Here is a 20637-nt window from a genome sequence, read left to right as displayed (position 1 = left end):
TCAGCAGTTAAAGCTCACCGGCCTTCTTCCAGCTCAAATACTGCGTCACCAGCTTTGCCCCTAATTCATCAGGACGGGCATCCAACACTGCCACGCCATGAGCACTCATCCGTTCATGGAGTTCGTTGCGTACGTTCAGGTAGTCCACGGTCCCGCAGTAGTCCAGTGCCTCAGACAAGGTTTGCACCGGGGCCTGGCGCAGGCTGTCGAGTACGTCTTCGCGCAGGCTGGCGACCAGTACCCGGTGTTGGCGGCTCATGCGATTGACCGCGTCGAGCAGTTCTTCATCGTCTTCATCGCGCAGGTTGGTGACCAGTACCACCAGGCTGCGACGCTTTTGCCGAACCATTAGGTGGTTGGCAGCGGCCTGGTAATCGGCGGGGTGCTGACTGCTGTCCAGGTCGTAGACGCTATTGAGTAATACCTTGAGCTGGTTTGCACCTTTGACCGGTACCAGGTAGCGCGGTTGATCCGTGGCGAAAGTGCTCAGGCCCACCGCATCACCCTGGCGCAGGGCGACATGGCTGAGCAGCAGGCAGGCGTTGAGCGCGTGGTCGAAATGGCTGAGTTCATCGTCCTGGCTGCGCATTCGTCGGCCGCAATCGAGCATGAAAATGATCTGCTGATCGCGCTCGTCCTGATACTCCCGGGCAATTGGCGTGCGTTGGCGAGCGGTGGCTTTCCAGTCGATCTGACGCAAGCTGTCGCCTTCGCGAAATTCGCGTAGCTGATGAAACTCCAGTCCCTGGCCGCGCCTTTGGTGCTGGCGGACGCCAAGTTGGCTGAGCCAGTTGTCCACCGCCAGCAACTGGCTGTCGTAGAGGCGGGCAAAGTCCGGGTAGACGCGGGTATGGTCGGGCACGTTCAGCAAGCGTTTGTCGGACCACAGGCCCAACGGGCTCGGCAGGTTGATTTCACTGCGTTCAAAACTGAAGTGGCCACGTTTGAGTGGGCGCAGTCGGTAGCTGATCTGGCTGTGTCGTCCAGGTGTCAGCTCGACCGAGATGGGTTGATGTTCGAAGCTCAGGCCACCAGGTAGATGATCGAACAGCCGCACCTCCAGCGGTTGCGTGAAGTCGTGTTCGATCTCCAGTCGTATTTCGCTCCAGCGCCCGAGCGCGAGGCTGCCGGGCATCTGCCGTTTCAGGCGCGGCGAAGGCAGGCGCTTGAGGCGCACGGCGTCAAGCAGGCTCAACACCAGCAGCGCCAGCAGCAATCCCCAACTGATGGATTGCAGGTTTTGCGGCACCTCGAACCCGAGCGCGCGCGTAGCGCCCAATAGAATGTCCAGGCCCAGCAGCACTGCGAGCCAGATCAGCAGCAGGCGAGAGGGTCTCAAATTCGCGGCGCCAGGACTTGATCAAGCATTTGGCCAAGCACCTGATCCACCTCCAGCCCTTCAATATCCAGCTGCGGGGCGATGCGTACCCGGTGGCGCAGCACCGCCAGGGCGCAGCCCTTGATGTCATCCGGGACCACGAACTCGCCACCACGCAACAGTGCCCGCGCCCGGGCGCAACGCACCAGCGCAATGGAGGCGCGAGGCCCGGCGCCAAGGGTCAAACCAGGCCAGCTGCGGGTAGCACGGGCCAGGCGGATGGCGTAGTCGAGCACCTGTTCGTCCAGCGGCAAGTCACTGGCTATACGCTGTAGCGCAAGTACGTCCTTGGCCTGCAATACCGTGCGCAGTGGCTGCACATCGAGCATGTCGGCGCGGGTCGAGCGGGTGACCTGACGGACCATGTCCCGCTCTTGCTCAGCGTCCGGATAGTCCATGCGCACCTTGAGCATGAACCGGTCGAGTTCGGCTTCCGGCAGGGGATAGGTGCCTTCCTGTTCGATGGGGTTTTGCGTGGCGAGTACCATGAACGGTTGAGCAATGGGCAGGGCGCGGCCTTCGAGGGTGACTTGCCGCTCCTGCATGGCTTCAAGCAGCGCGGCCTGGGTTTTTGCCGGGGCGCGGTTGATTTCATCGGCCAGCAGCAGGTTGGTGAACAGCGGGCCTTTGCGCAACTTGAACTGCTCGGTTTGCAGGTCGTACACCGCGTGCCCGGTGACATCGCTGGGCATCAGGTCCGGGGTGAACTGAATGCGTGCGAACTCGCCACCAAAGCACCGGGCGAGGGCGCGTACCAGCAGGGTTTTACCCAGCCCCGGTACGCCTTCGAGCAGCACATGACCACCGGCAATCAACGCGGTGAGTACGTCATCAATCACGATGTCCTGGCCGATGACAGCTTTTTGCAACTCGCTTCGCACCGCTTGTGCCAACTGGCTGGCACGCTGACGTTGCTGGGCGACGTGGCTCGGGGTGCCGGGCTCGATCTCGGTCATAAGGCGTTCCTCAAGGTTTGCAGACGGGCGACCTGGCGGCTGAATTCAGCGCTGGAGAGCCGCTGTTTCGTACGCGGGCTCAGGGCCTGGCTGATGGCGCGGGTGGGTTGCCGGGTCAGGCGCGCGAGCACCAGCCATTGTTCGGCAACCGGCAGTTGTTCGAAACCGGGGTGACGGTGTCGTGCACGACGCAGGACGTCTTGCTGCAAGGCCTGCAACAGGCTGCTGTGCCCGGTGTGGCGCAGCATGAAATCGGCAGTGGCGCGCAGATGTTCCCGCAGCTCTCGGCGTGTGCCAGGCGCCGGTGCCAGCACTGGGCCGTGGCGCACTGCGAAATGCCAGCCAGCGAGGCCGATCAGCGCAATCAATGCCAGCAGCGCTTGTGGGAAATAGCGCGCCAGCAAGGTCAGCAGTGAGTCGTGATGGGTGTTGTACAGGAGCGTCACGCTGGTATCCGCGCTCAAATACCAGAGCAGCCAGGCGTTGTCGTATTGTTCGATCGCCGGTGCTTTCCACAGGTCGGCGTCGGTGACCACGGTGATCGAACCGAGGCCGTGGTTCAGTTGCATCATGTGCGTGGCCTTGGCGCTGTTGGCCCAGGCCTGGGCGAGATTTTTCGGGTCTTCGAGGTGGAAGGCGGTATCGAAGCCGATATACGCCGGCGCGTCTTCGTCTTCCAGATAGAGTTTGGTCAGCTTTGGATACGGGTCTTCGTCAAGGCCGGGCGGGGGCTCCTTGAGGTTTTTGCTGAGAACCTGATGCAGCTGTACGCGGTCGAGTAGCAGGTCCTGACTCTGGCCGGTCTTTTCATCCCACAGCGCTTCGGCAATGAACAACAGGCGGCCACCGGCCCGGGTCCAGTTCAGGACCTGATCAACCTGACGCGGCGTCATGGTTGAGCGATCCCCGAGCAACAAGAGGCTGTGTTGGCGTGGATCGATGCCGGGCAGCACGTCGAGGCTGTTGGCATGGTTCACGCTCAGGCCCTGTTTACGCAAGAACTGCTCTGCGGCCAGATACGGGTTGGCCCTGGCTTCGGGCGAGGCACCGTGATCAATGACTTCCTGATAAGGCGTGGCTTTCACATACAGATAAAGACACAGTGCAGTGCACAACACCGCACAGAGCGCGCCGAGCGCCTGCCATCCACGGCGGCTCAATGGGCAGCCTGCGGGTTGAACAGGGCTCGCCAGCCATCGCACAACTCCTGCTGCAATTGTGCCGGCGGCAGGCGGTGCCCGTAGGCCATGTTCTGCCAGTGGCGAGTCAGGTTCTGACTGAACGCCAGCAACGCAGGTTGTTGCAGTTGGCCAATGCGTTGCAGTACCTGGCCTTCGGTGTCAGCGTCTTTCAAGGGCAGGTTGAAATCATGCAGCAAACGGCTTAGCAGGGCTCGATACAGCAGCCCGAGGGCCTCGCGAGGGTTGGTCTGCCAGAGCATTTCAGCACTCGCCGCGACATCGGCAGGCAGGCTTTCATGATGGATATCCAGGCCGAACAATTGCGTTGGCATCGAGCGATCAGCCTTGCGCCGCAGTGCCGGCCGACGGCTGACAAACGCCTGCAACCAGTCCCGGTAGCGCCAGATCAGCAAGCCGGCGCCTGCAATCAGCGCGCCCCACAACAGTACTTCCAGCAGCGTGGCCAGTGCGCCAAAACGCTGGCTATCGAGCAGCCTGAGCAGGGCCGTCAACCAGCCAGGTGCCTTGCTGTCGTCAGCGGATTTGCTGCCTGGCGCCTCGTCACCAAAACGATAGCGGGTGACAGACTCCTTGTTCTTGAACGGCGGTTGATCGAGGATTGTCTTGATGCTGTCCCGGGAAGCCTGGCTGGTCAGCGGTTGATCCAACAGGCGCGGGCTGTCCGGCGAAATGATCGACTCGCTGGCCCAGACCGTTTGCGTGGCGGGCACCCACAGGATCACCGCCAGCAACAGGGCAATGACGCTGGCATTCAGGCGCTGGCGCAGGCGGCGGAACACCAGTTCGATATCCCAGGCTTCAAGTTCGGTGCGTCGGTTCAGATAAAGGCTGAAACCGCAGGCGACGTAGATCGGCCCCCAGACCACCAGCACCAGTGCGTAGAGGGCGTTGGTCAAGTGTTCCAGCCAACGCCAGTCGTGGTCGGCGGCGGCAATCAGGGTTTGCCAGCTCCAGTCGATTTCGATCTGTTGCGGCAGGAGCATATAGAACAGCACCATCAAGCCGATCCACAACGCGGCCTCCAGATGCACGCCGATGATCGTCAGCCATTGCGCGGCGCCAGCATTGCGTTGCAGCAACGCGTGCAAGCGTTGTTGTCGCGGTTGACCGTCAAGACCTTCAAGTTGCACCACCGGCATCAGGAAACTGCGCCTCAGGCTCAGGCGCCGCCAGGTCAGGCTGGCCAGCAGTTGCGGCTTGAGCAGCTGTGGCCATTGGCGCAGCGCTTGTCTCAGGGTGGGCGTTTCACCGAACAGGGTTTTGGACAGTATGTATAGCGGCAGTCGCTCGAATGCCGGTTTCAGCCACCAGAAAATGAACACGGCGAGGGAGGGCGAATCCCAAAGGATCAGGCTGAGCAGGGCGAAAACCGGCAAGGTCACGACGGCCCAACTGGTCATCAGCAGGCGACGGTGCCGTTGGCTCAGCAGCACCCCCAGGTCCATGGCTTCCCAGGTTGTGCGCGGGCGAATCACCACGCTGGCATCACTCACGCGCATGGCGGGCCCGTCCGGCGAATATCAGATAGGCCGCTACCAGCAACCAGAGCGCGCCGCCGACCAGGTACTTGGTCATCGGAGCCGGTGTCGTCAGGGACGACCAGTAGGCTTCGATGAACGCAGCCATCAGCAGAAACAACATGACGCCGCAGATCATCAGCACGCTCTTTCGTGCTGCCAGCCGCAACGCCTCGCCCCTGGGCAGACGCCCCGGCGCGATCAATGCCCAGCCCAGTTGCAGGCCGGCCGCACCGGACAGGGCAATGGCGCTGAGTTCGAACGCGCCATGGCCGATCACGAAAGACCAGAAGGTCTGCCCGTAGCCAATCTGGGTCAGGTGCCCTGCCACGGCACCGATCATCAGGCCGTTGAACAGCAGGAAAAACACGCTGCCCACACCGAGCAGCAAACCGCTGGCGAAGGTCTGAAAGGCGATGCCGATGTTATGCATGATGTAGTAACCGAACATCACCCAGTTTTCACTGGCTGCCCGTTCGGCGGTGCGCCCCAGATGACCGGCGACCGGGTCGTACATGCTTTGCATCTCGTTGACCTGTTCGACCGGGATGAGGTTGTAGATCAGGTCCGGGAACAGGTACACCAGCAGGCCGAAACCGATCAGACTGCCGAAAAACAGCAGGGCGGCGGCAAGCACAAAGCGCCATTGTTCACGCACCAGTCGCGGGAAACCGGCGAGGATGAACGCCAGCGCGTTAGCGCCCAAACGGCTGCGATGCCGGTAAAGCTGTTGGTGCCCGCGCAGCGCCATTTGTTGCAGCGAATCCACCAGGAAACTGCTGTAGCCACGCTCCCGGGCGAGGGCCAGGTGTTGGCAGAGTCGGCGATAGTCTTTGGCAAAGGTAGCGACGCGAGAGGCGTTTTTGCCACGTTCCAGACGGTCCAGAGTCAGGGCGAATTGCTCCCATCCGGCTTTGTGGCGACTTTCGAAAAGACTCTGCTTCATGTGGGACCCAGCAAGCCGCGGGCGATGCCATTGAGTTCGGCCACGGCCCTTGGCGCCGAGATGTGTAAAGGTTGGGCGACAATGGACGCCAGCTCGTTGATCCGCGCTGGCGAGAGTTGACCCTGGCGCTCGGCAAAACCAAGGATGGCGCGCTGCTCGGTCAGTGTCAGGGCGACAGGCGAGCGTCGCGGTTCGGCATCGGGCAGGTCGGGGCGGGCAAGCGGGCGCTCGCGGTAGATCACCAGCGTGCCGGCGGCCAGGTCGCCGAGGCGTTTGAAGGTGGGGTGTTGCAGGCAACTGATTGCCCCGAGAAAGTAGCCGAACGGCAGCCAATCGACCACCCGCAGCAGGTTGCGCAACAGCGAGGCCGACCAGCCAACCGGGGTGCCATCATCCTGCACCACCCGCAGACCCATCCACTGCTTGCCGGGCGAGCGACCCTGGTTGAGCACCTCGAACAGCACCATGTACCACCAGCTCACCACGAACAACAGCATCGAGCCCAGCCCGACCCCCAGCTTGCCGAGAAATGCCAGGATGATAAACAGCAGGCTCAGGATCAGCCCGCGCATCCCGAGATCGATGGCGAACGCCAGGCTACGGACCATCAACCCGGCCGGGCGCAGCGGCAGGTCGACGCCTTCAGGCGTTTCGACGTGATACCGCGTGTCCAGTGGCGGGGACAGCGTTGCAGTCCGTGGCAGTGCTGTGGTCTCGAGCATGGGCAACCTGAAAGTGTGGCCGGATCGGGATTCAATGTCCGTCCGATGCTAGCAGCCTCTTGGGGGAAAACGACATAACTATGTATTGCACGGTGCGTGACGCGAGGTGATTGAATGGCAAGATGACTGGCCGCAGCGGTATGTCTGCGCCTAGACTTCGCCGGTCTTCAGTTCAGGAACAGCCCGTGACCTCCATCTTCTGGTACGACTATGAAACCACTGGCATCAATCCCCGTTGCGACCGCCCGTTGCAGGTGGCAGGGATTCGTACCGATTTCGATCTCAACGAAATAGACGAGCCGGTCAATCTTTATTGCCAGCCCAGCGATGACATCCTGCCGCATCCGGCGGCCTGCGCAATTACCGGTATTACGCCGAGCCACCTGGCCAGGCAAGGCTTGAGCGAAGCCGATTTCATGACGCGGGTGCATGCTCAGCTCGCGGCGCCCGGTACCTGTGGCGCCGGTTACAACACCTTGCGTTTTGACGATGAGATGACCCGTTACAGTCTGTACCGGAATTTTTTCGACCCCTATGCCCGTGAGTGGCAGGGCGGTAACAGTCGATGGGATCTGATCGATGTGGTGCGTGCGGCTTATGCCTTGCGTCCGGATGGCATCGTCTGGCCCACGGACGACGAGGGGCGCGTGACGCTCAAGCTTGACCGTCTGACGGTGGCCAATGATATCGATCACGGTAACGCCCACGAGGCGTTGTCTGACGTTCGCGCCACCATTGCCCTGGCGCGACTGATTCGGCAAAAGCAGCCAAAGTTGTACGACTGGCTGTTTCAGCTACGCAGCAAACAGAAGGTCATGGATCAGGTTCGGCTATTGCAGCCGATGGTGCATATATCCGGGCGCTTTTCGGCCGCTCGCAGTTATGTGGGCGTGGTGCTGCCCCTGGCCTGGCACCCGCGTAACAAGAACGCGCTGATTGTCTGCGATCTGCACCTCGATCCCCAGGGCTTGCTTGATCTGGATGCCGAGTCCCTGCGCAAGCGTCTTTATACCCGACATGATGATCTGGCTGAAGGTGAGTTGCCGGTGCCACTCAAGCTTATTCATATCAACAAATGCCCGGTGGTGGCGCCGCTGTCGGTACTTCGTCCTGAAGATCAACAACGCCTGGGGCTGGACATGGCGCTTTATCAGGAGCGTTCGCTGCGACTAAGTGACGCACAACAAGTTTGGCAGGATAAAGTCCGGGCGATTTATGCGAGCGAAGATTTCGCCAGCAGCCAGGACCCGGAACAGCAGTTATACGACGGTTTTATTGGCGACCGTGATCGGCGTCTTTGTGAGCAAGTCAGAAGCGCGGACCCGGCACAATTGGCGCAAGAACAATGGCCTTTCGATGATGAACGTTTGCCCGAATTATTGTTTCGATATCGCGCACGTAACTTCCCCGACACGTTGAATTTTGAAGAGCAGGAACGCTGGCGATTATTCTGTCAGCAACGTTTGACTGCACCTGAGTGGGGCGCGCCCAATACGCTGGATTCTTTTGCGCAGGCCGCCGCTCAATTGGCGATTAGTGCTTCAACGATTCAGCAGGAGGTGCTGAATGAATGGCAGGATCATGTTCAGGGATTACGCAAACGTCTGGGTCTTTGAATGGCTGCATATTGATGCCTGAATTCAGGGCATAAAAAAACGCCAGCACAAGCTGGCGTTTTTTTTTGTCGCGCATACGTCTGCGACAGGCCGTACGGCTTAGCCCAGCAGGGTAGCCCAGCCTTCAACCACGTCACCGCCCCACTTGGCTTTCCACTCTTTCAGAGTTTTGTGGTTGCCACCTTTGGTTTCGATGACTTCGCCATTGTGCGGGTTTTTGTATTGTTTAACTTTGCGAGCGCGCTTGGTGCCGGTAGTTTTGACTGCGCCGCCACGTGGCGCTTTGGTTTTGGACTCTGGATCCAGCAGCGCGATGATGTCACGCAGGGATTTGGAGTATTCGCCCATCAGGGTGCGCAGTTTACCTTCGAATTCCAGCTCGGTTTGCAGTTTGTCGTCTTGGGACAGGTTCTTCAAACGGGCTTGCAGCTCTTTGATAGCTTCTTCGGTGGCGCGGTATTCGTTGATCAAGGACATGAGGATTACCTTATGCGGGATGTTGGATGGCAGGGAACAGTGGGGCAATAATAGTCAGGGTGTTTCATCAAGTAAACATTTAACCCGAGTTTTATTTAAATTAGTTACCCTCAACAGGGACATAAACTCGTTGTGCAGTTAAATAGTGTGATGCAGTCAACACACATATTCACATTTGTGCGCCTGAACATGCGGGGCAAGCGGCCTCCTGACGGTGCAGCAACGGCGCTGCCAGGTGCTTTGATTCGCCAGGATTCAAGGCGGGGCGTCATCAATACTGCAGTTTTGCTGCGCAATCGCTAGAATGGCGGCCTTTGCGAAGTTCTGGAGTTTCCCCCTCATGCGCACTTTTCGGCTGGTGATTGCTTGCCCGGACCGCGTCGGCATCGTTGCTAAAGTCAGTAACTTTCTGGCGTCACATAACGGCTGGATCACTGAAGCGAGCCATCACTCGGACAATCTCAGTGGCTGGTTCTTCATGCGTCACGAAATTCGTGCCGATTCGCTGCCTTTCGGTATCGAAGCGTTCCGCGAAGCGTTTGCGCCGATTGCGCAAGAGTTTTCGATGAACTGGCGCATTACCGATACCGCCCAGAAAAAACGCGTGGTGTTGATGGCCAGTCGTGAGTCCCACTGTCTGGCCGACTTGTTGCACCGCTGGCACAGCGATGAACTGGACTGTGAAATCTCCTGCGTGATTTCCAACCACGACGACTTGCGCAGCATGGTCGAGTGGCACGGCATTCCTTATTACCATGTGCCGGTCAATCCGCAGGACAAGGAACCGGCCTTCGCCGAAGTCTCGCGCCTGGTCAAACAGCATGATGCCGAAGTCGTTGTACTTGCCCGCTACATGCAGATCCTGCCGCCGGAGTTGTGCAGCGAATATGCGCACAAGGTGATCAACATCCACCACAGCTTCCTGCCGTCGTTTGTCGGCGCCAAGCCTTATCATCAAGCGTCGCTGCGTGGTGTGAAGTTGATCGGTGCCACGTGCCACTACGTAACCGAGGAGCTGGACGCCGGTCCGATCATCGAGCAGGACGTGGTACGCGTCAGCCACAGCGACAGCATTGAAGACATGGTGCGTTTCGGCCGTGACGTCGAGAAGATGGTGTTGGCCCGCGGTCTGCGTTATCACCTTGAAGACCGGGTGCTGGTGCACGGCAACAAGACTGTGGTGTTCTGATCAGCGCACGACACGGTTGAAATTCGAAGGGCCTGGGCGTTCAATCGCTTCAGGCCCTTCGCCGTTTCTGCTCTGAGGACATGACCATGGCCGATCCACTGGACAAAGCCACTTCCCGCGCGCCCGCCACATTGGGAGAGGGCTGTTTGAGTCGCTATGACCCTCAGGATATGGGCCCGGAAGACGGGACGGATTTTCCGGGAGCTGCCGAGTTGTGGGAGCAATTGCAGGAACAGCCTGACGATGAACCTAAGCCTGTCTGAACCTCAGCAGCTTTTTCAGGAGCGGGCGCCCAAGCATCAGCAAAAACACCGGCCCGCCGACAATCAAATAGAAGTAATACGTCACCGCCCGCCAGATCAGAATCGCCGCCGCTGCAGTGGATTTGCCCACCATCGGCGCCAGCAGTGCTGCCGACGTCAATTCCGCTGCCCCGGCACCCCCCGGCAGCAGGCTGAACTGCCCGGCACTGAGTGAGAGCATCTGGATCAGAAAACTCCAGGCCCATTGCACGTCCGCGCCCAACCCGCGCAACGCCAGATACAGCACGCTGTAACGCAGCGCCCAATGCAGGCAGGTCAGGGCAAATACCGTGATCAGGGTTTGCCAGGGCAACTTCAGCGTGTCTGTGAAAGCCGCCAGAAAGTGCAGCAGTTTGCGCGCCCAGCGCAGCCGTGTGGCCGGCTTGATATTGAGGCGAATGAGCAGTCGGCCACTGAGGCGAATCAGCAATCGATGATAGCGAGCAACCAGCACGCAAGTGAACAGCCCGGCGAACATCGAAACGGCGCTGACCGTCAGCATCCATTCCATGCGCTGGCTGAGGTGTTGAAACAGTGCATAAATGAAAATCCCGCTCAGGGCACACAGAAAAAACAGCAGGTCGCTCAATTGGTCCATGGCGAATACGGCGCTGCCTCTGGCCGGACGTACGCCATTGCGCGCCAGCAGGGCCATGATCGTCAGCGGCCCGCCGCTGCCGCCCGGCGTGGCGCAGTAGGCGAATTCGGCGGCCATTACCACGCCCAGGCTTTTGACCGGGCTGACCCGGTCACGCTGATCGCCCAGCAACAAACGCAGGCGCAGGGTGTTGATCAGCCAGCACAACAGGATCATGCCGAACATCACCAGCAGCCACGTCAGCGGAAAGTGCCCCAGTCGCGACCAGGTTTCGCCACCGCCCAACAGTGCCGGAATCAGTACCGCCGCCAGCAAGGCGACGATCAACACAATGGCGCGACTCATGCGGCGCGACCAGGGCGGGCGGCTTGCAAGGCGAGCCAGGCGGCTTTGGTCATCGGCACTCGGCCTTCTTCGAGCAAACGCTTGAGGGTTTGCAGCCAATAGTTGCGTGAGAACTCATGGCGCATGTCCACCGGGTGCAGCCCCAGGCGAATTACCGCTGCGTGCCGCCAACGCTGTTGGCGCTGGTCGCTGAGTATTTTTGACAATCCACGCCGCCAGGCACTGCGGGCGCTCCAGACCAGTCCGGGCGCATCGAGGGCGGTGAAATCCGGCAGACGATAAAGATGCTGTGCATCGCTGGTGTACGTCAGCGGCAGTTGACGCAAGGCCTGGCGGGTGCCATCGCTCATCAGCCAGGCCGGGGCGACAAATCCGTGCAGTGGCCAGTTGTAGCGTACAAAGACCTCGATGCCGGCGCGCAGGCGGGCAAGGGCCGCGTCTTCGGCCAGCGCGTAGAACTCGCCTTCGTGGGTGTAGATCCGTCGCATGAACCAGTCTCGTGGAGTTGCCGCCGCCGGGCCGTCGTCACAATGAAAGTAGCCGTGCAACGCCAGTTCGTCACCCTGCTGGACGCGGCTGCTCAACAGGCGACGAAAACCCGGGTGTGCCTCAAGGGCGTTGTGCTTGTGAAAGTCTGGCACCACCAGCCAGGTCATCGGTATGGCGCCGAGGGCATCAACCGCTTCGACGAATGGCTGGTAATCGGCCCAGGTAGCAGGCGCCACGTCGTGCAGCACCAGCAACAGGGCAGGCGGGTTCGCGGGATCAGCCATTGGCGGTCAGCGGCAACTGGCTGCCGAGCACGGCGTGATAGTGCCCCAGCAGGCTGTTGACCACCGTATCCCAGGAATAATGCTGCTCGACATGGCGCCGCGCTTGCTGACCCCGGTGCGTACTGCCCTGGCTGAACAGTTCGCGCACAGCGTTGGCCATGGCCAGGGGATTGTCCGGTGTGCAGAGTAGGCCACATTGATCGGTGACAATTTCGGTAAACGCCCCGGCCGCCACGGCTACGACCGGAATGCCGCTGGCCATGGCCTCAAGAATCACTAGCCCGAACGTTTCCTGATCGCCGGCGTGCAGCAGTGCGTCGGCACTGGCCATCAAGCGTGCGACCTGCGTCGCCGAGCAAAACTCATCAATAACAGTGACATTGCGTGGCACCTGGTTCGGCATCGAAGAGCCCACGAGCAACAAGTGATAACGATGCCCCAGACGTTTCATGCAACTGAGCAGTACAGGCAGGTTCTTTTCCTTGGACCCGCGCCCTGCAAAGATCAGCAGGCGAGTGTCATCATTGATGCCCAGTTCGGCCCGCAGACCCGGATCACGGGCATCGGGGTTGAAGGTTTGCAGGTCCACACCTAAAGGTTGCACGTAGACGTTACGAACCCCGAGCCCGATCAGTTTGTCGGCCATCACCTGGCTTGGGGCCAGAACCCGGTCGAAGTTGCCGTAGAGCCTGCTGACATACGCTTCGACATTCGGCGTTACCCAATGGCCCATGCGGTTACCGGCCAACAGCGGTAAATCCGAGTGATAAAAGCCGATCACAGGCACATCCAGTTGCCGTCGTGCATCCAGCGCCGCCCAGGCCGTGAGGTAAGGATCGCCGACTTCGATCAGATCGGGCTGCAAATCGTGCAGGACGTTTCGCCAAGGGGCCAGGCGCAGAGGGAAGCGATAGCCCTTGCCGAAGGGCAGGGCGGGGGCCGGCACCTCGTACACGCCGTCCTGTTCGCTTGGGTGCGGGCCGGGGATCAGCAGGCTGTGGCGAATGCCCGGCTTGACGCCCAGGCGACGGTGTTTGGCATCCAGATAAGTGCGCACGCCGCCGCTGGCAGGGGCGTAGAACATGGTTATGTCGGCGATATGCACGATGAACATCCCTCCGGTCCTTGTCTCTCCTTGATTGACCTTTATGAAGAATAGATGTTCGTTTGGGTTGATGGGCAGCGAGGGAGCGGCTTGTCCTGATGCTGTCAGTCAGCCGCGATCCATGTGGGAGCCAGCCTTCTGGCGAAGGGCTGCACATTCAGCATCAATACTGACGGGCAGACCGCTTTCGCGAGCAGGCTCGCTCCCACAAGGGGTCGGTGGTCATTCAGACACTAGATCCGGAAACTGCCCACCAACTGCTGCAAACGCGCCGCCTGTTGCTCAAGGTCCGCACACGCGCGCAGGGTGGATTGCAGGTTTTCCACGCCCTCCTGGTTCAGCGTGTTGATCTCGGTGATGTCGACGTTGATTGATTCCACCACCGCCGTTTGCTCCTCGGTCGCAGTGGCCACTGACTGGTTCATGCCGTCGATTTCGCCGATGCGCAACGTCACGCTGTTCAGGCGCTCGCCGGCCAGGTTGGCGATTTCCACGCTGTCCTGACTGTGACGCTGACTGTCGCTCATGGTGCTGACGGACTCCCGGGCGCCGACTTGCAGCTCCTCGATCATGGTCTGCACCTGTTGCGCCGATTCCTGGGTGCGATGCGCCAGGTTACGCACTTCGTCGGCCACTACCGCAAAACCACGTCCTGCTTCACCGGCCCGTGCCGCTTCGATGGCGGCGTTGAGCGCCAGCAGGTTGGTTTGCTGGGAGATGCTGGTGATCACCTCAAGAATCTGCCCGATGTTCACAGTTTTGCTATTGAGCGACTCAATGTTGCTGCTCGATGCGCTGAGCATGCTCGACAGCTGATTCATCGCCTTGATGCTGCGATCCACCACTTGTTGGCCGTCTTCGGCGAGGCTGCGGGCATCGCTGGCCTGGTTCGACGCTTGCGCGGCATTGCGGGCAATTTCCTGCGCCGCGGCGCCGAGTTCGTTGATCGCTGCGGCGACGCTGCTGGTGCGCGAGGCCTGTTGATCGGAGTTGAACATCGACGAGTTCGAGGCGGCAACGACGCGCAATGCCACTTCATTCACCTGCCCGGTGGCCGAGGACACTTCGCGGATCGAGGTGTGAATGCGCTCCACAAAACGGTTGAACGCAGTGCCAAGCATGCCGAACTCGTCCTGATTCTGAATCGTCAGGCGCTTGGTCAGGTCGCCTTCACCGTCGGCAATGTCTTCCATGGCGCGGGTCATGACGTGCAGCGGCTGGATCAGGATGCGGATCAGCATGCCCAGCAGGGCCATGATGATGGCCACGGCAATGATGGTCGCAATGACCGCCGAGGTGCGGAATTCGCTGAGCATGGCGAAGGATTTTTCTTTATCCACCGACAGACCGATGTACCAGTTCACCGTCGGCAGGCCTTTGATCGGCGTGAAGCTGACAATGCGGGTCTTGCCGTCGACTTCCACTTCACTGAAGCCCTTGCCGATACGTGGGGTGTCTTTCGGGTACGCCTCGCTCAGGGATTTCATCACCATCGACTTGTCCGGGTGTACCAGGATCTTGCCGTCGGCGCTGACCAGAAAGGCATAACCCATGCCGCTGATGTCACGGGCGCTGAGGGTGTCGATCAGGGTTTGCAGGCTCAGGTCGCCACCGACAACGCCTACGCTTTGGCCGTTCTTCTTCGAGGCGGTGGCGATGGAAATGATCGTCTGGCCGGTGGCCGCATCAATATAGGGTTCGGTCAGGGTGGCGGTGCTGCTGCTTTCGGCGCCTTTGTACCAAGGGCGAACCCGTGGATCGAAGCCGTCCGGCATTTTCGCGTCCGGACGAATGGAGAAGTGCCCGGTGGCATCACCCAGGTAGGACGCCATGAACGTCGATGTCAGGGCTTTCTGTTCCAGCAGGCTGGCGACGGCGGCCGGGTCCGGGTTGATGGCGATGTTTTGCGCCAGGTTGTCGATCAGCAGGATACGGCCGCTCAGCCAGGTTTGAATGTTGGCGGCGGTGACTTCTCCCATTTCATTGAGGTAGTTGTCCAGGTCTTTGCGGATGGCGTTACGCTGCAAATAGTCGTTGTACAGTGTAAACGAGGCGAAAGCGGCAATGACGATGAGGGCGGCGGCAAGCAGGATTTTATGGCTGAAGCGCAGATTTTTATTCATGGCTTGGGGTTCCGCTAAGGTCTTGATGTCCAGGGCGTGCTTTTATAAAGGCACGGGAAACGGGCGGTGTGAAAAATAAGCTGATATTTCCGTCTCCTTGGGAAATGTCCTGCCTGGTTTTCTGTCAGATCTATCGTTCTATTTATCGGCCGTGCCGGCTTAAAGATTAATATTTGGTGACAAAATGACTGACTCATCGCAATTGGTTATCGGCGCCGATCTTGCGGGGCAGCCGATCGCCCAGGCCATGCGCCTGACGAACCGCCACGGGCTGATCGCCGGCGCCACTGGTACCGGCAAGACCGTCACATTGCAGCGTCTGGCCGAAGCCTTCAGTGATGCAGGCGTGGCGGTGTTCGCGGCGGATATCAAGGGTGACCTGTGCGGTCTGGGCGCTGCCGGCAAGCCTCAGGGCAAGGTCGCCGAGCGGATTGCCGGGATGCCGTGGCTCAACTACAAGCCTCAGGCTTATCCGGTGACCTTGTGGGATATCCACGGTCAGTCCGGTCATCCATTGCGAACCACCCTGAGTGAAATGGGACCGTTGCTGATAGGCAGCCTGCTGGAATTGACCGACAGTCAGCAGTCGGCGTTGTATGCCGCGTTCAAGGTGGCAGACCGTGAAGGCCTGTTATTGCTCGACCTCAAGGATTTGAAGGCGCTGCTCAATCATCTGCGTGATAACCCGCAAATGCTCGGCGACGATGCGGCGCTGATGACAACCGGTTCCAGCCAGGCCCTGTTGCGGCGGCTGGCGACCCTGGAACAGCAGGGCGCCGAAGCGCTGTTCGGTGAGCCCGCGCTGCAACTGCAAGACATCCTGCAACCGGCGGCGGATGGCCGCGGGCGCATTCATTTGCTCGACGCCAGTCGTCTGGTACACGAGGCCCCCAAGGTCTACGCGACTTTCCTGTTGTGGTTGCTGGCCGAACTGTTCGAGCAATTGCCGGAACGCGGCGATGCCGACAAACCGCTACTGGCACTGTTTTTCGATGAAGCGCACCTGTTGTTCGCCGGTACGCCGAAAGCGTTGCAGGATCGTCTTGAGCAAGTGGTGCGACTGATTCGCTCCAAGGGCGTGGGCGTGTATTTCGTCACCCAGTCGCCGGGGGATCTGCCGGACAACGTGCTGGCTCAGTTGGGTTTGCGGGTTCAGCACGGTTTGCGTGCCTTCACCGCCAAGGAGCAGAAATCCTTGCGGGCGGTAGCCGAGGGCTTCCGGCCCAACCCGGCGTTCGATGCCTTGTCGGTGCTGACCGAGCTTGGGATCGGCGAGGCGCTGGTGGGCACGTTGCAGGACAAGGGCACGCCGCAGATGGTCCAGCGCGTGCTGGTCGCACCACCGCAGTCACGCATCGGGCCGTTGACCGAGACCGAACGCACGATGCTGATCGCCGGTTCACCGTTCAAGGGCCGCTATGACAAGCCGATTGATCGCGAGTCTGCTTATGAAGTGTTGATGGCGCGCAAGGAACTGGCACCTGAGACCGAAACAGCGCCGGGCAAACCGGTGCCGCAAGAGCCGAGTCTCACCGACAAGGCTGGCGAGTTTCTGGGCACGGCGGCGGGCCAGGCCCTCAAATCAGCGATGCGACAGGCGGCCAATCAACTCGGGCGACAGTTGGTGCGGGGTTTGATGGGGTCGTTGCTCGGCGGCAACAAACGTAAATAAATCCTGATGGTTGACGGTCATTGTGGGAGCGAGCTTGCTCGCGATAGCGCTAGATCATTCGACATTGATGTTGAATGTGACGCCGTCATCGCGAGCAAGCTCGCTCCCACAAAATTAGATAGTTGTCAGTCCTTGGGTTTCGCATGTGCCGCCAGTCGCTCCAGCGCCGCGCGCAAATTCGGATCAGTAATGCCATCGGCCGTAGCCTGAATGGTCGCCGCTGCATCGGTGGACAAATCCATGGTGTGCCCGACGGCCCCTTGCTGGACCGTCGGTGGCTGTACCTTGAACAGAATGCGGGTCAGGCTGGCGAACTCGTCGAACAGCTGCAACTGGCGTTGCAGGCGCTTTTGCTGGTAACGCAGGCGAGTGGCCCAATGGCCGTCGGTGACAATCAGCAACAAGCTGCCTTCGCGCCAGGACGCCACGTGGCAATGCTCGCGAGCGGCGGGCTGCAACTGGCTTTCCACCAGGCGCTGTAAATGACCCAGGCGTTGTGCGTGGCCGAAGATGGCTTTCAGCGGTTTGGCTTCGCGAAGCAGAACGGCGGGTGCTCTGGCCGTGAGAGGGCGAAATGCCATGATCGAACACCTGAAGTAACAGAATCGCCATGGTAGCAGAAAGCACTCTGTACGCCCGCCCCATTGCTTTGCGAGCGCTTTACCCATTAAATCAACAGGTAACTTCTTCCTTCTGCGGGTTGAAGTTACGCAAAAAGCCCTTATTTTAAGTGAGCCCCGTCACAGCGCAGTGCATGCATCGTGGAATAACGCCACTTTCCTCACCATCGTTTCCGGGTAGAATGCTCGTTCGCATGCGGCCATGAGGGCTGCACGGGCGACTCACGGGGCCGCCCTCCATCCCTTTAGTGTGGAAGATCCTGCCGATATGTTTGCGCCTTTGTTAAAGAAACTTTTTGGAAGCAAGAACGAGCGTGAAGTCAAACGCATGCTCAAGACGGTGCAATTCGTCAATGCCTTCGAAGAGCAAATGGTAGCCCTTTCGGACGATCAATTGCGTGCCAAGACAGACGAGTTCAAGGCCCGCATCGCCAAAGGGGAAACCCTCGACAAGCTGCTGCCAGAAGCCTTTGCGGTCGCCCGCGAAGCCGGCAAGCGCGTCATGGGTATGCGTCACTTCGACGTCCAGCTGATCGGCGGCATGACCTTGCATGAAGGCATGATCGCGGAAATGCGCACCGGCGAAGGCAAGACCCTGGTGGCAACACTGGGTGTTTACCTCAATGCGCTGTCCGGCAAGGGCGTGCACGTTGTTACCGTGAACGACTACCTGGCTCGTCGTGACGCCAACTGGATGCGCCCGCTGTACGAATTCCTCGGCCTGACGGTCGGTGTGGTCACGCCATTCCAGCCGCCGGAAGAGAAGCGTCTGGCTTACGCTGCCGACATCACCTACGGCACCAACAACGAATTCGGGTTCGACTACCTGCGCGACAACATGGCGTTCAGCATGGAAGAAAAATTCCAGCGCGAACTCAATTTTGCCGTGATCGACGAAGTCGACTCCATCCTCATCGACGAAGCCCGTACGCCGCTGATCATTTCCGGTCAGGCCGAGGACAGCTCCAAGCTGTACATCGAGGTCAATAAACTGATCCCGCAGCTGGAACTGCACGTCGAAGAAGTTGAAGGCGAAGTTACCAAGGCTGGCCACTACACCGTGGACGAGAAGACCCGTCAGGTCGAACTCAACGAAGCCGGTCACCAGTACGTCGAAGAAACGCTGACCCGTATCGGCCTGCTGGCTGAAGGCGAGAGCCTGTACTCATCGCATAACCTGGGCCTGCTGACCCACGTTTATGCCGGTCTGCGTGCGCACAAGCTGTTCCATCGCAACATCGAATACATCGTGCAGGACGGTCAGGTTGTACTGGTCGACGAACACACCGGCCGTACCATGCCGGGTCGCCGTTTGTCCGAAGGCCTGCACCAGGCCATCGAGGCCAAGGAAAACCTGAACATCCAGGCTGAAAGCCAGACCCTGGCTTCGACCACGTTCCAGAACTACTTCCGTCTGTACAACAAACTGTCCGGCATGACCGGTACGGCCGACACCGAAGCGTTCGAGTTCCACCAGATCTACGGCCTGCAGGTCATGGTGATTCCGCCGAACAAGCCACTGGCGCGTAAAGACTACAACGACCTGGTGTTCCTGACCGCCGACGAGAAGTACGCGGCGATCATCAACGACATCAAGGAGTGCATGACCCACGGCCGTCCGGTGCTGGTGGGTACTGCGACGATCGAAACTTCCGAGCACATGTCCAATCTGCTCAACAAGGAAGGCATCGAACACAAGGTCCTGAACGCCAAGTTCCACGAAAAAGAAGCTGAAATCATCGCCCAGGCCGGTCGTCCTGGCGCCCTGACCATTGCCACCAACATGGCCGGTCGTGGTACTGACATTCTGCTGGGCGGTAACTGGGAAGTCGAAGTTGCCTCCCTGGAAGACCCGACCCCTGAGCAGATTGCCCAGATCAAGGCCGACTGGCAGAAGCGTCACCAGCAAGTGCTGGAGTCCGGTGGTTTGCAGGTGATCGCGTCCGAGCGTCACGAGTCGCGCCGTATCGACAACCAGCTGCGTGGTCGTGCCGGTCGTCAGGGTGACGCCGGTTCCAGCCGCTTCTACCTGTCGCTGGAAGACAGCTTGATGCGCATCTTCGCCTCTGACCGGGTCAAGAACTTCATGAAGGCCCTGGGCATGCAGTCCGGTGAAGCGATCGAGCACCGCATGGTGACCAACGCCATCGAGAAAGCCCAGCGCAAGGTTGAAGGCCGTAACTTCGACATTCGCAAGCAACTGCTTGAGTTCGATGACGTCAACAACGAACAGCGTAAAGTGATTTATCACATGCGTAACACGTTGCTGGCCGCCGACAACATTGGCGAGACCATCGCCGATTTCCGTCAGGACGTACTCAATGCGACCGTCAGTGCTCACATTCCGCCGCAATCGTTGCCTGAGCAATGGGACGTGGCCGGTCTGGAAGCCGCGTTGCAGAGCGACTTCAGTGTAGCCTTGCCGATCCAGCAATGGCTCGACGAAGACGATCACCTGTACGAAGAAACCCTGCGCGAAAAACTGATGCACGAGCTGATGGCCGCGTACCACGAGAAAGAAGATCAGGCGGGTATCGAAGCCCTGCGCACCTTCGAGAAGCAAATCGTACTGCGCGTTCTGGACGACCTGTGGAAAGACCACCTGTCGACCATGGACCACCTGCGTCACGGCATCCACCTGCGTGGCTATGCGCAGAAGAACCCGAAGCAAGAGTACAAGCGCGAGTCGTACACGCTGTTCTCCGAGCTGCTGGATTCGATCAAGCGCGACTCGATCCGTGTGTTGTCCCACGTTCAGGTTCGCCGCGAAGACCCGATCGAAGAAGAACAACGCCTGCGTCAGGAAGCCGAAGCTCTGGCCGCCCGCATGCAGTTCCAGCACGACGAGGCGCCTGGTCTCGACCAGCCGGAACTGTTGGGTGAAGAGGTCGATGTTGCCCTCGCCAACGCACCGGTACGCGCCGAGCAGAAGTTGGGCCGCAACGAACTGTGCTACTGCGGTTCGGGCAAGAAATTCAAGCATTGCCACGGGCAGATCCAGTAAAACCCGTTTCATACGCTGATATACCCGCGCCGCGACCGGCATCAGCCGTCGCGGCGTTTTGCCATTTAAACCACCGTCCTGCCTTTCAACGA

17 protein-coding genes and 1 pseudogene are annotated in these 20637 nt (G+C 59.8%); 5 read left to right on the top strand and 13 right to left on the bottom strand.

Annotated elements, in window-relative coordinates; genetic code table 11:
• Positions 1–7: 7 nt before the first annotated feature.
• From POF45_RS09440 to POF45_RS09415, 6 genes are read right to left on the bottom strand one after another with little or no spacing between them, the layout of a single operon-like run.
• Complete coding sequence (locus tag POF45_RS09440) at positions 8–1339, bottom strand: DUF58 domain-containing protein (RefSeq protein ID WP_282315571.1); 1332 nt, start codon at positions 1337–1339, stop codon at positions 8–10.
• Positions 1336–2334 carry an AAA family ATPase gene (locus POF45_RS09435; RefSeq protein ID WP_259496106.1) on the bottom strand — a complete coding sequence of 333 codons (999 nt, stop codon included), beginning with the start codon at positions 2332–2334 and terminating at the stop codon, positions 1336–1338. Before POF45_RS09435 ends, POF45_RS09440 begins: the two co-directional genes overlap by 4 nt.
• On the bottom strand, positions 2331–3494 hold the full coding sequence (locus POF45_RS09430; RefSeq protein WP_282315570.1) for a DUF4350 domain-containing protein: 1164 nt from the start codon (positions 3492–3494) through the stop codon (positions 2331–2333). Before POF45_RS09430 ends, POF45_RS09435 begins: the two co-directional genes overlap by 4 nt.
• Entirely contained in the window at positions 3491–5035 is a 1545-nt protein-coding gene (locus tag POF45_RS09425) for a DUF4129 domain-containing protein (RefSeq protein ID WP_282315569.1), read from the bottom strand. Before POF45_RS09425 ends, POF45_RS09430 begins: the two co-directional genes overlap by 4 nt.
• Entirely contained in the window at positions 5022–5999 is a 978-nt protein-coding gene (locus tag POF45_RS09420; protein WP_282315568.1) for a stage II sporulation protein M, read from the bottom strand. The genes POF45_RS09425 and POF45_RS09420 overlap by 14 nt, the downstream gene beginning before the upstream one ends.
• A complete protein-coding gene (locus POF45_RS09415; protein WP_259496101.1) occupies positions 5996–6721 on the bottom strand; it encodes an RDD family protein in 726 nt (241 codons plus the stop codon). Before POF45_RS09415 ends, POF45_RS09420 begins: the two co-directional genes overlap by 4 nt.
• Positions 6722–6906: 185 nt before the next feature.
• Between POF45_RS09415 and sbcB the strand changes: the two genes are divergently transcribed.
• Positions 6907–8337 (top strand): exodeoxyribonuclease I, encoded by a 1431-nt coding sequence (gene sbcB, locus POF45_RS09410; protein WP_259496099.1) that lies wholly within the window; start codon positions 6907–6909, stop codon positions 8335–8337.
• Between the two features lie 99 nt (positions 8338–8436).
• On the opposite strand, the gene mvaT is transcribed toward sbcB, so the two are convergent.
• A complete protein-coding gene (mvaT, locus tag POF45_RS09405; protein WP_007933316.1) occupies positions 8437–8814 on the bottom strand; it encodes a histone-like nucleoid-structuring protein MvaT in 378 nt (125 codons plus the stop codon).
• Positions 8815–9154: 340 nt separating this feature from the next.
• Between mvaT and purU the strand changes: the two genes are divergently transcribed.
• Together purU and POF45_RS09395 are read left to right on the top strand one after the other, a co-directional pair.
• Positions 9155–10003: a formyltetrahydrofolate deformylase gene (gene purU / locus POF45_RS09400; protein ID WP_259496093.1), complete on the top strand. Its 849-nt coding sequence runs from the start codon at positions 9155–9157 to the stop codon at positions 10001–10003.
• 86 nt (positions 10004–10089) lie between these two features.
• Complete coding sequence (locus tag POF45_RS09395; RefSeq protein ID WP_259496091.1) at positions 10090–10266, top strand: hypothetical protein; 177 nt, start codon at positions 10090–10092, stop codon at positions 10264–10266.
• On the opposite strand, the gene gpgF is transcribed toward POF45_RS09395, so the two are convergent.
• The 5 genes and pseudogenes from gpgF to POF45_RS29860 all read right to left on the bottom strand — a co-directional run.
• On the bottom strand, positions 10253–11248 hold the full coding sequence (gene gpgF / locus POF45_RS09390) for a glucosaminyl phosphatidylglycerol flippase (RefSeq protein ID WP_259496089.1): 996 nt from the start codon (positions 11246–11248) through the stop codon (positions 10253–10255). The genes POF45_RS09395 and gpgF overlap by 14 nt on opposite strands.
• Positions 11245–12021, bottom strand: coding sequence for an N-acetylglucosaminyl phosphatidylglycerol deacetylase (gene gpgD, locus POF45_RS09385; protein WP_282315567.1), 777 nt, complete (start codon positions 12019–12021; stop codon positions 11245–11247). The genes gpgF and gpgD overlap by 4 nt, the downstream gene beginning before the upstream one ends.
• Complete coding sequence (gpgS, locus tag POF45_RS09380) at positions 12014–13135, bottom strand: N-acetylglucosaminyl phosphatidylglycerol synthase (protein WP_282315566.1); 1122 nt, start codon at positions 13133–13135, stop codon at positions 12014–12016. Before gpgS ends, gpgD begins: the two co-directional genes overlap by 8 nt.
• Before the next feature lie 224 nt (positions 13136–13359).
• Positions 13360–14124: a methyl-accepting chemotaxis protein gene (locus POF45_RS29865; protein WP_431978605.1), complete on the bottom strand. Its 765-nt coding sequence runs from the start codon at positions 14122–14124 to the stop codon at positions 13360–13362.
• A 93-nt stretch (positions 14125–14217) separates the two neighbouring features.
• Positions 14218–15249 (bottom strand): annotated as a pseudogene (locus tag POF45_RS29860) (HAMP domain-containing protein); the annotation flags it as partial.
• A gap of 184 nt (positions 15250–15433) precedes the next feature.
• On the opposite strand from POF45_RS29860, the gene POF45_RS09370 reads away from it, so the two are divergent.
• A complete protein-coding gene (locus POF45_RS09370; protein ID WP_282315565.1) occupies positions 15434–16921 on the top strand; it encodes a helicase HerA-like domain-containing protein in 1488 nt (495 codons plus the stop codon).
• Positions 16922–17046: 125 nt separating this feature from the next.
• Here the strand turns inward: POF45_RS09370 and POF45_RS09365 are convergent, their stop codons facing one another.
• On the bottom strand, positions 17047–17502 hold the full coding sequence (locus tag POF45_RS09365) for a DUF721 domain-containing protein (RefSeq protein ID WP_259496082.1): 456 nt from the start codon (positions 17500–17502) through the stop codon (positions 17047–17049).
• Positions 17503–17809: 307 nt separating this feature from the next.
• On the opposite strand from POF45_RS09365, the gene secA reads away from it, so the two are divergent.
• The gene (secA, locus tag POF45_RS09360; RefSeq protein ID WP_259496081.1) at positions 17810–20545 is read left to right on the top strand and encodes a preprotein translocase subunit SecA; all 2736 of its coding nucleotides are present in this window, start codon (positions 17810–17812) and stop codon (positions 20543–20545) included.
• The last annotated feature ends 92 nt before the right edge of the window (positions 20546–20637 follow it).

The organism is Pseudomonas fungipugnans (assembly GCF_029955235.1).
Taxonomy (GTDB): domain Bacteria; phylum Pseudomonadota; class Gammaproteobacteria; order Pseudomonadales; family Pseudomonadaceae; genus Aquipseudomonas; species Aquipseudomonas fungipugnans.
The sequence above is the reverse complement of the archived record's forward strand: the minus strand, read 5'-3'. Positions and strand labels throughout refer to the sequence as shown.

Bases quoted from the DNA above. Each gene is read 5' to 3' on its own strand.
- POF45_RS09435 (WP_259496106.1), bottom strand. From the start codon at position 2,334: ATGACCGAGATCGAGCCCGGCACCCCGAGCCACGTCGCCCAGCAACGT.
- POF45_RS09425 (WP_282315569.1), bottom strand. From the start codon at position 5,035: ATGCGCGTGAGTGATGCCAGCGTGGTGATTCGCCCGCGCACAACCTGG.
- POF45_RS09420 (WP_282315568.1), bottom strand. From the start codon at position 5,999: ATGAAGCAGAGTCTTTTCGAAAGTCGCCACAAAGCCGGATGGGAGCAA.
- POF45_RS09415 (WP_259496101.1), bottom strand. From the start codon at position 6,721: ATGCTCGAGACCACAGCACTGCCACGGACTGCAACGCTGTCCCCGCCA.
- mvaT (WP_007933316.1), bottom strand. From the start codon at position 8,814: ATGTCCTTGATCAACGAATACCGCGCCACCGAAGAAGCTATCAAAGAG.
- purU (WP_259496093.1), top strand. From the start codon at position 9,155: ATGCGCACTTTTCGGCTGGTGATTGCTTGCCCGGACCGCGTCGGCATC.
- POF45_RS09395 (WP_259496091.1), top strand. From the start codon at position 10,090: ATGGCCGATCCACTGGACAAAGCCACTTCCCGCGCGCCCGCCACATTG.
- gpgF (WP_259496089.1), bottom strand. From the start codon at position 11,248: ATGAGTCGCGCCATTGTGTTGATCGTCGCCTTGCTGGCGGCGGTACTG.
- gpgD (WP_282315567.1), bottom strand. From the start codon at position 12,021: ATGGCTGATCCCGCGAACCCGCCTGCCCTGTTGCTGGTGCTGCACGAC.
- gpgS (WP_282315566.1), bottom strand. From the start codon at position 13,135: ATGTTCATCGTGCATATCGCCGACATAACCATGTTCTACGCCCCTGCC.
- POF45_RS29865 (WP_431978605.1), bottom strand. From the start codon at position 14,124: ATGTTCAACTCCGATCAACAGGCCTCGCGCACCAGCAGCGTCGCCGCA.
- POF45_RS09370 (WP_282315565.1), top strand. From the start codon at position 15,434: ATGACTGACTCATCGCAATTGGTTATCGGCGCCGATCTTGCGGGGCAG.
- POF45_RS09365 (WP_259496082.1), bottom strand. From the start codon at position 17,502: ATGGCATTTCGCCCTCTCACGGCCAGAGCACCCGCCGTTCTGCTTCGC.
- secA (WP_259496081.1), top strand. From the start codon at position 17,810: ATGTTTGCGCCTTTGTTAAAGAAACTTTTTGGAAGCAAGAACGAGCGT.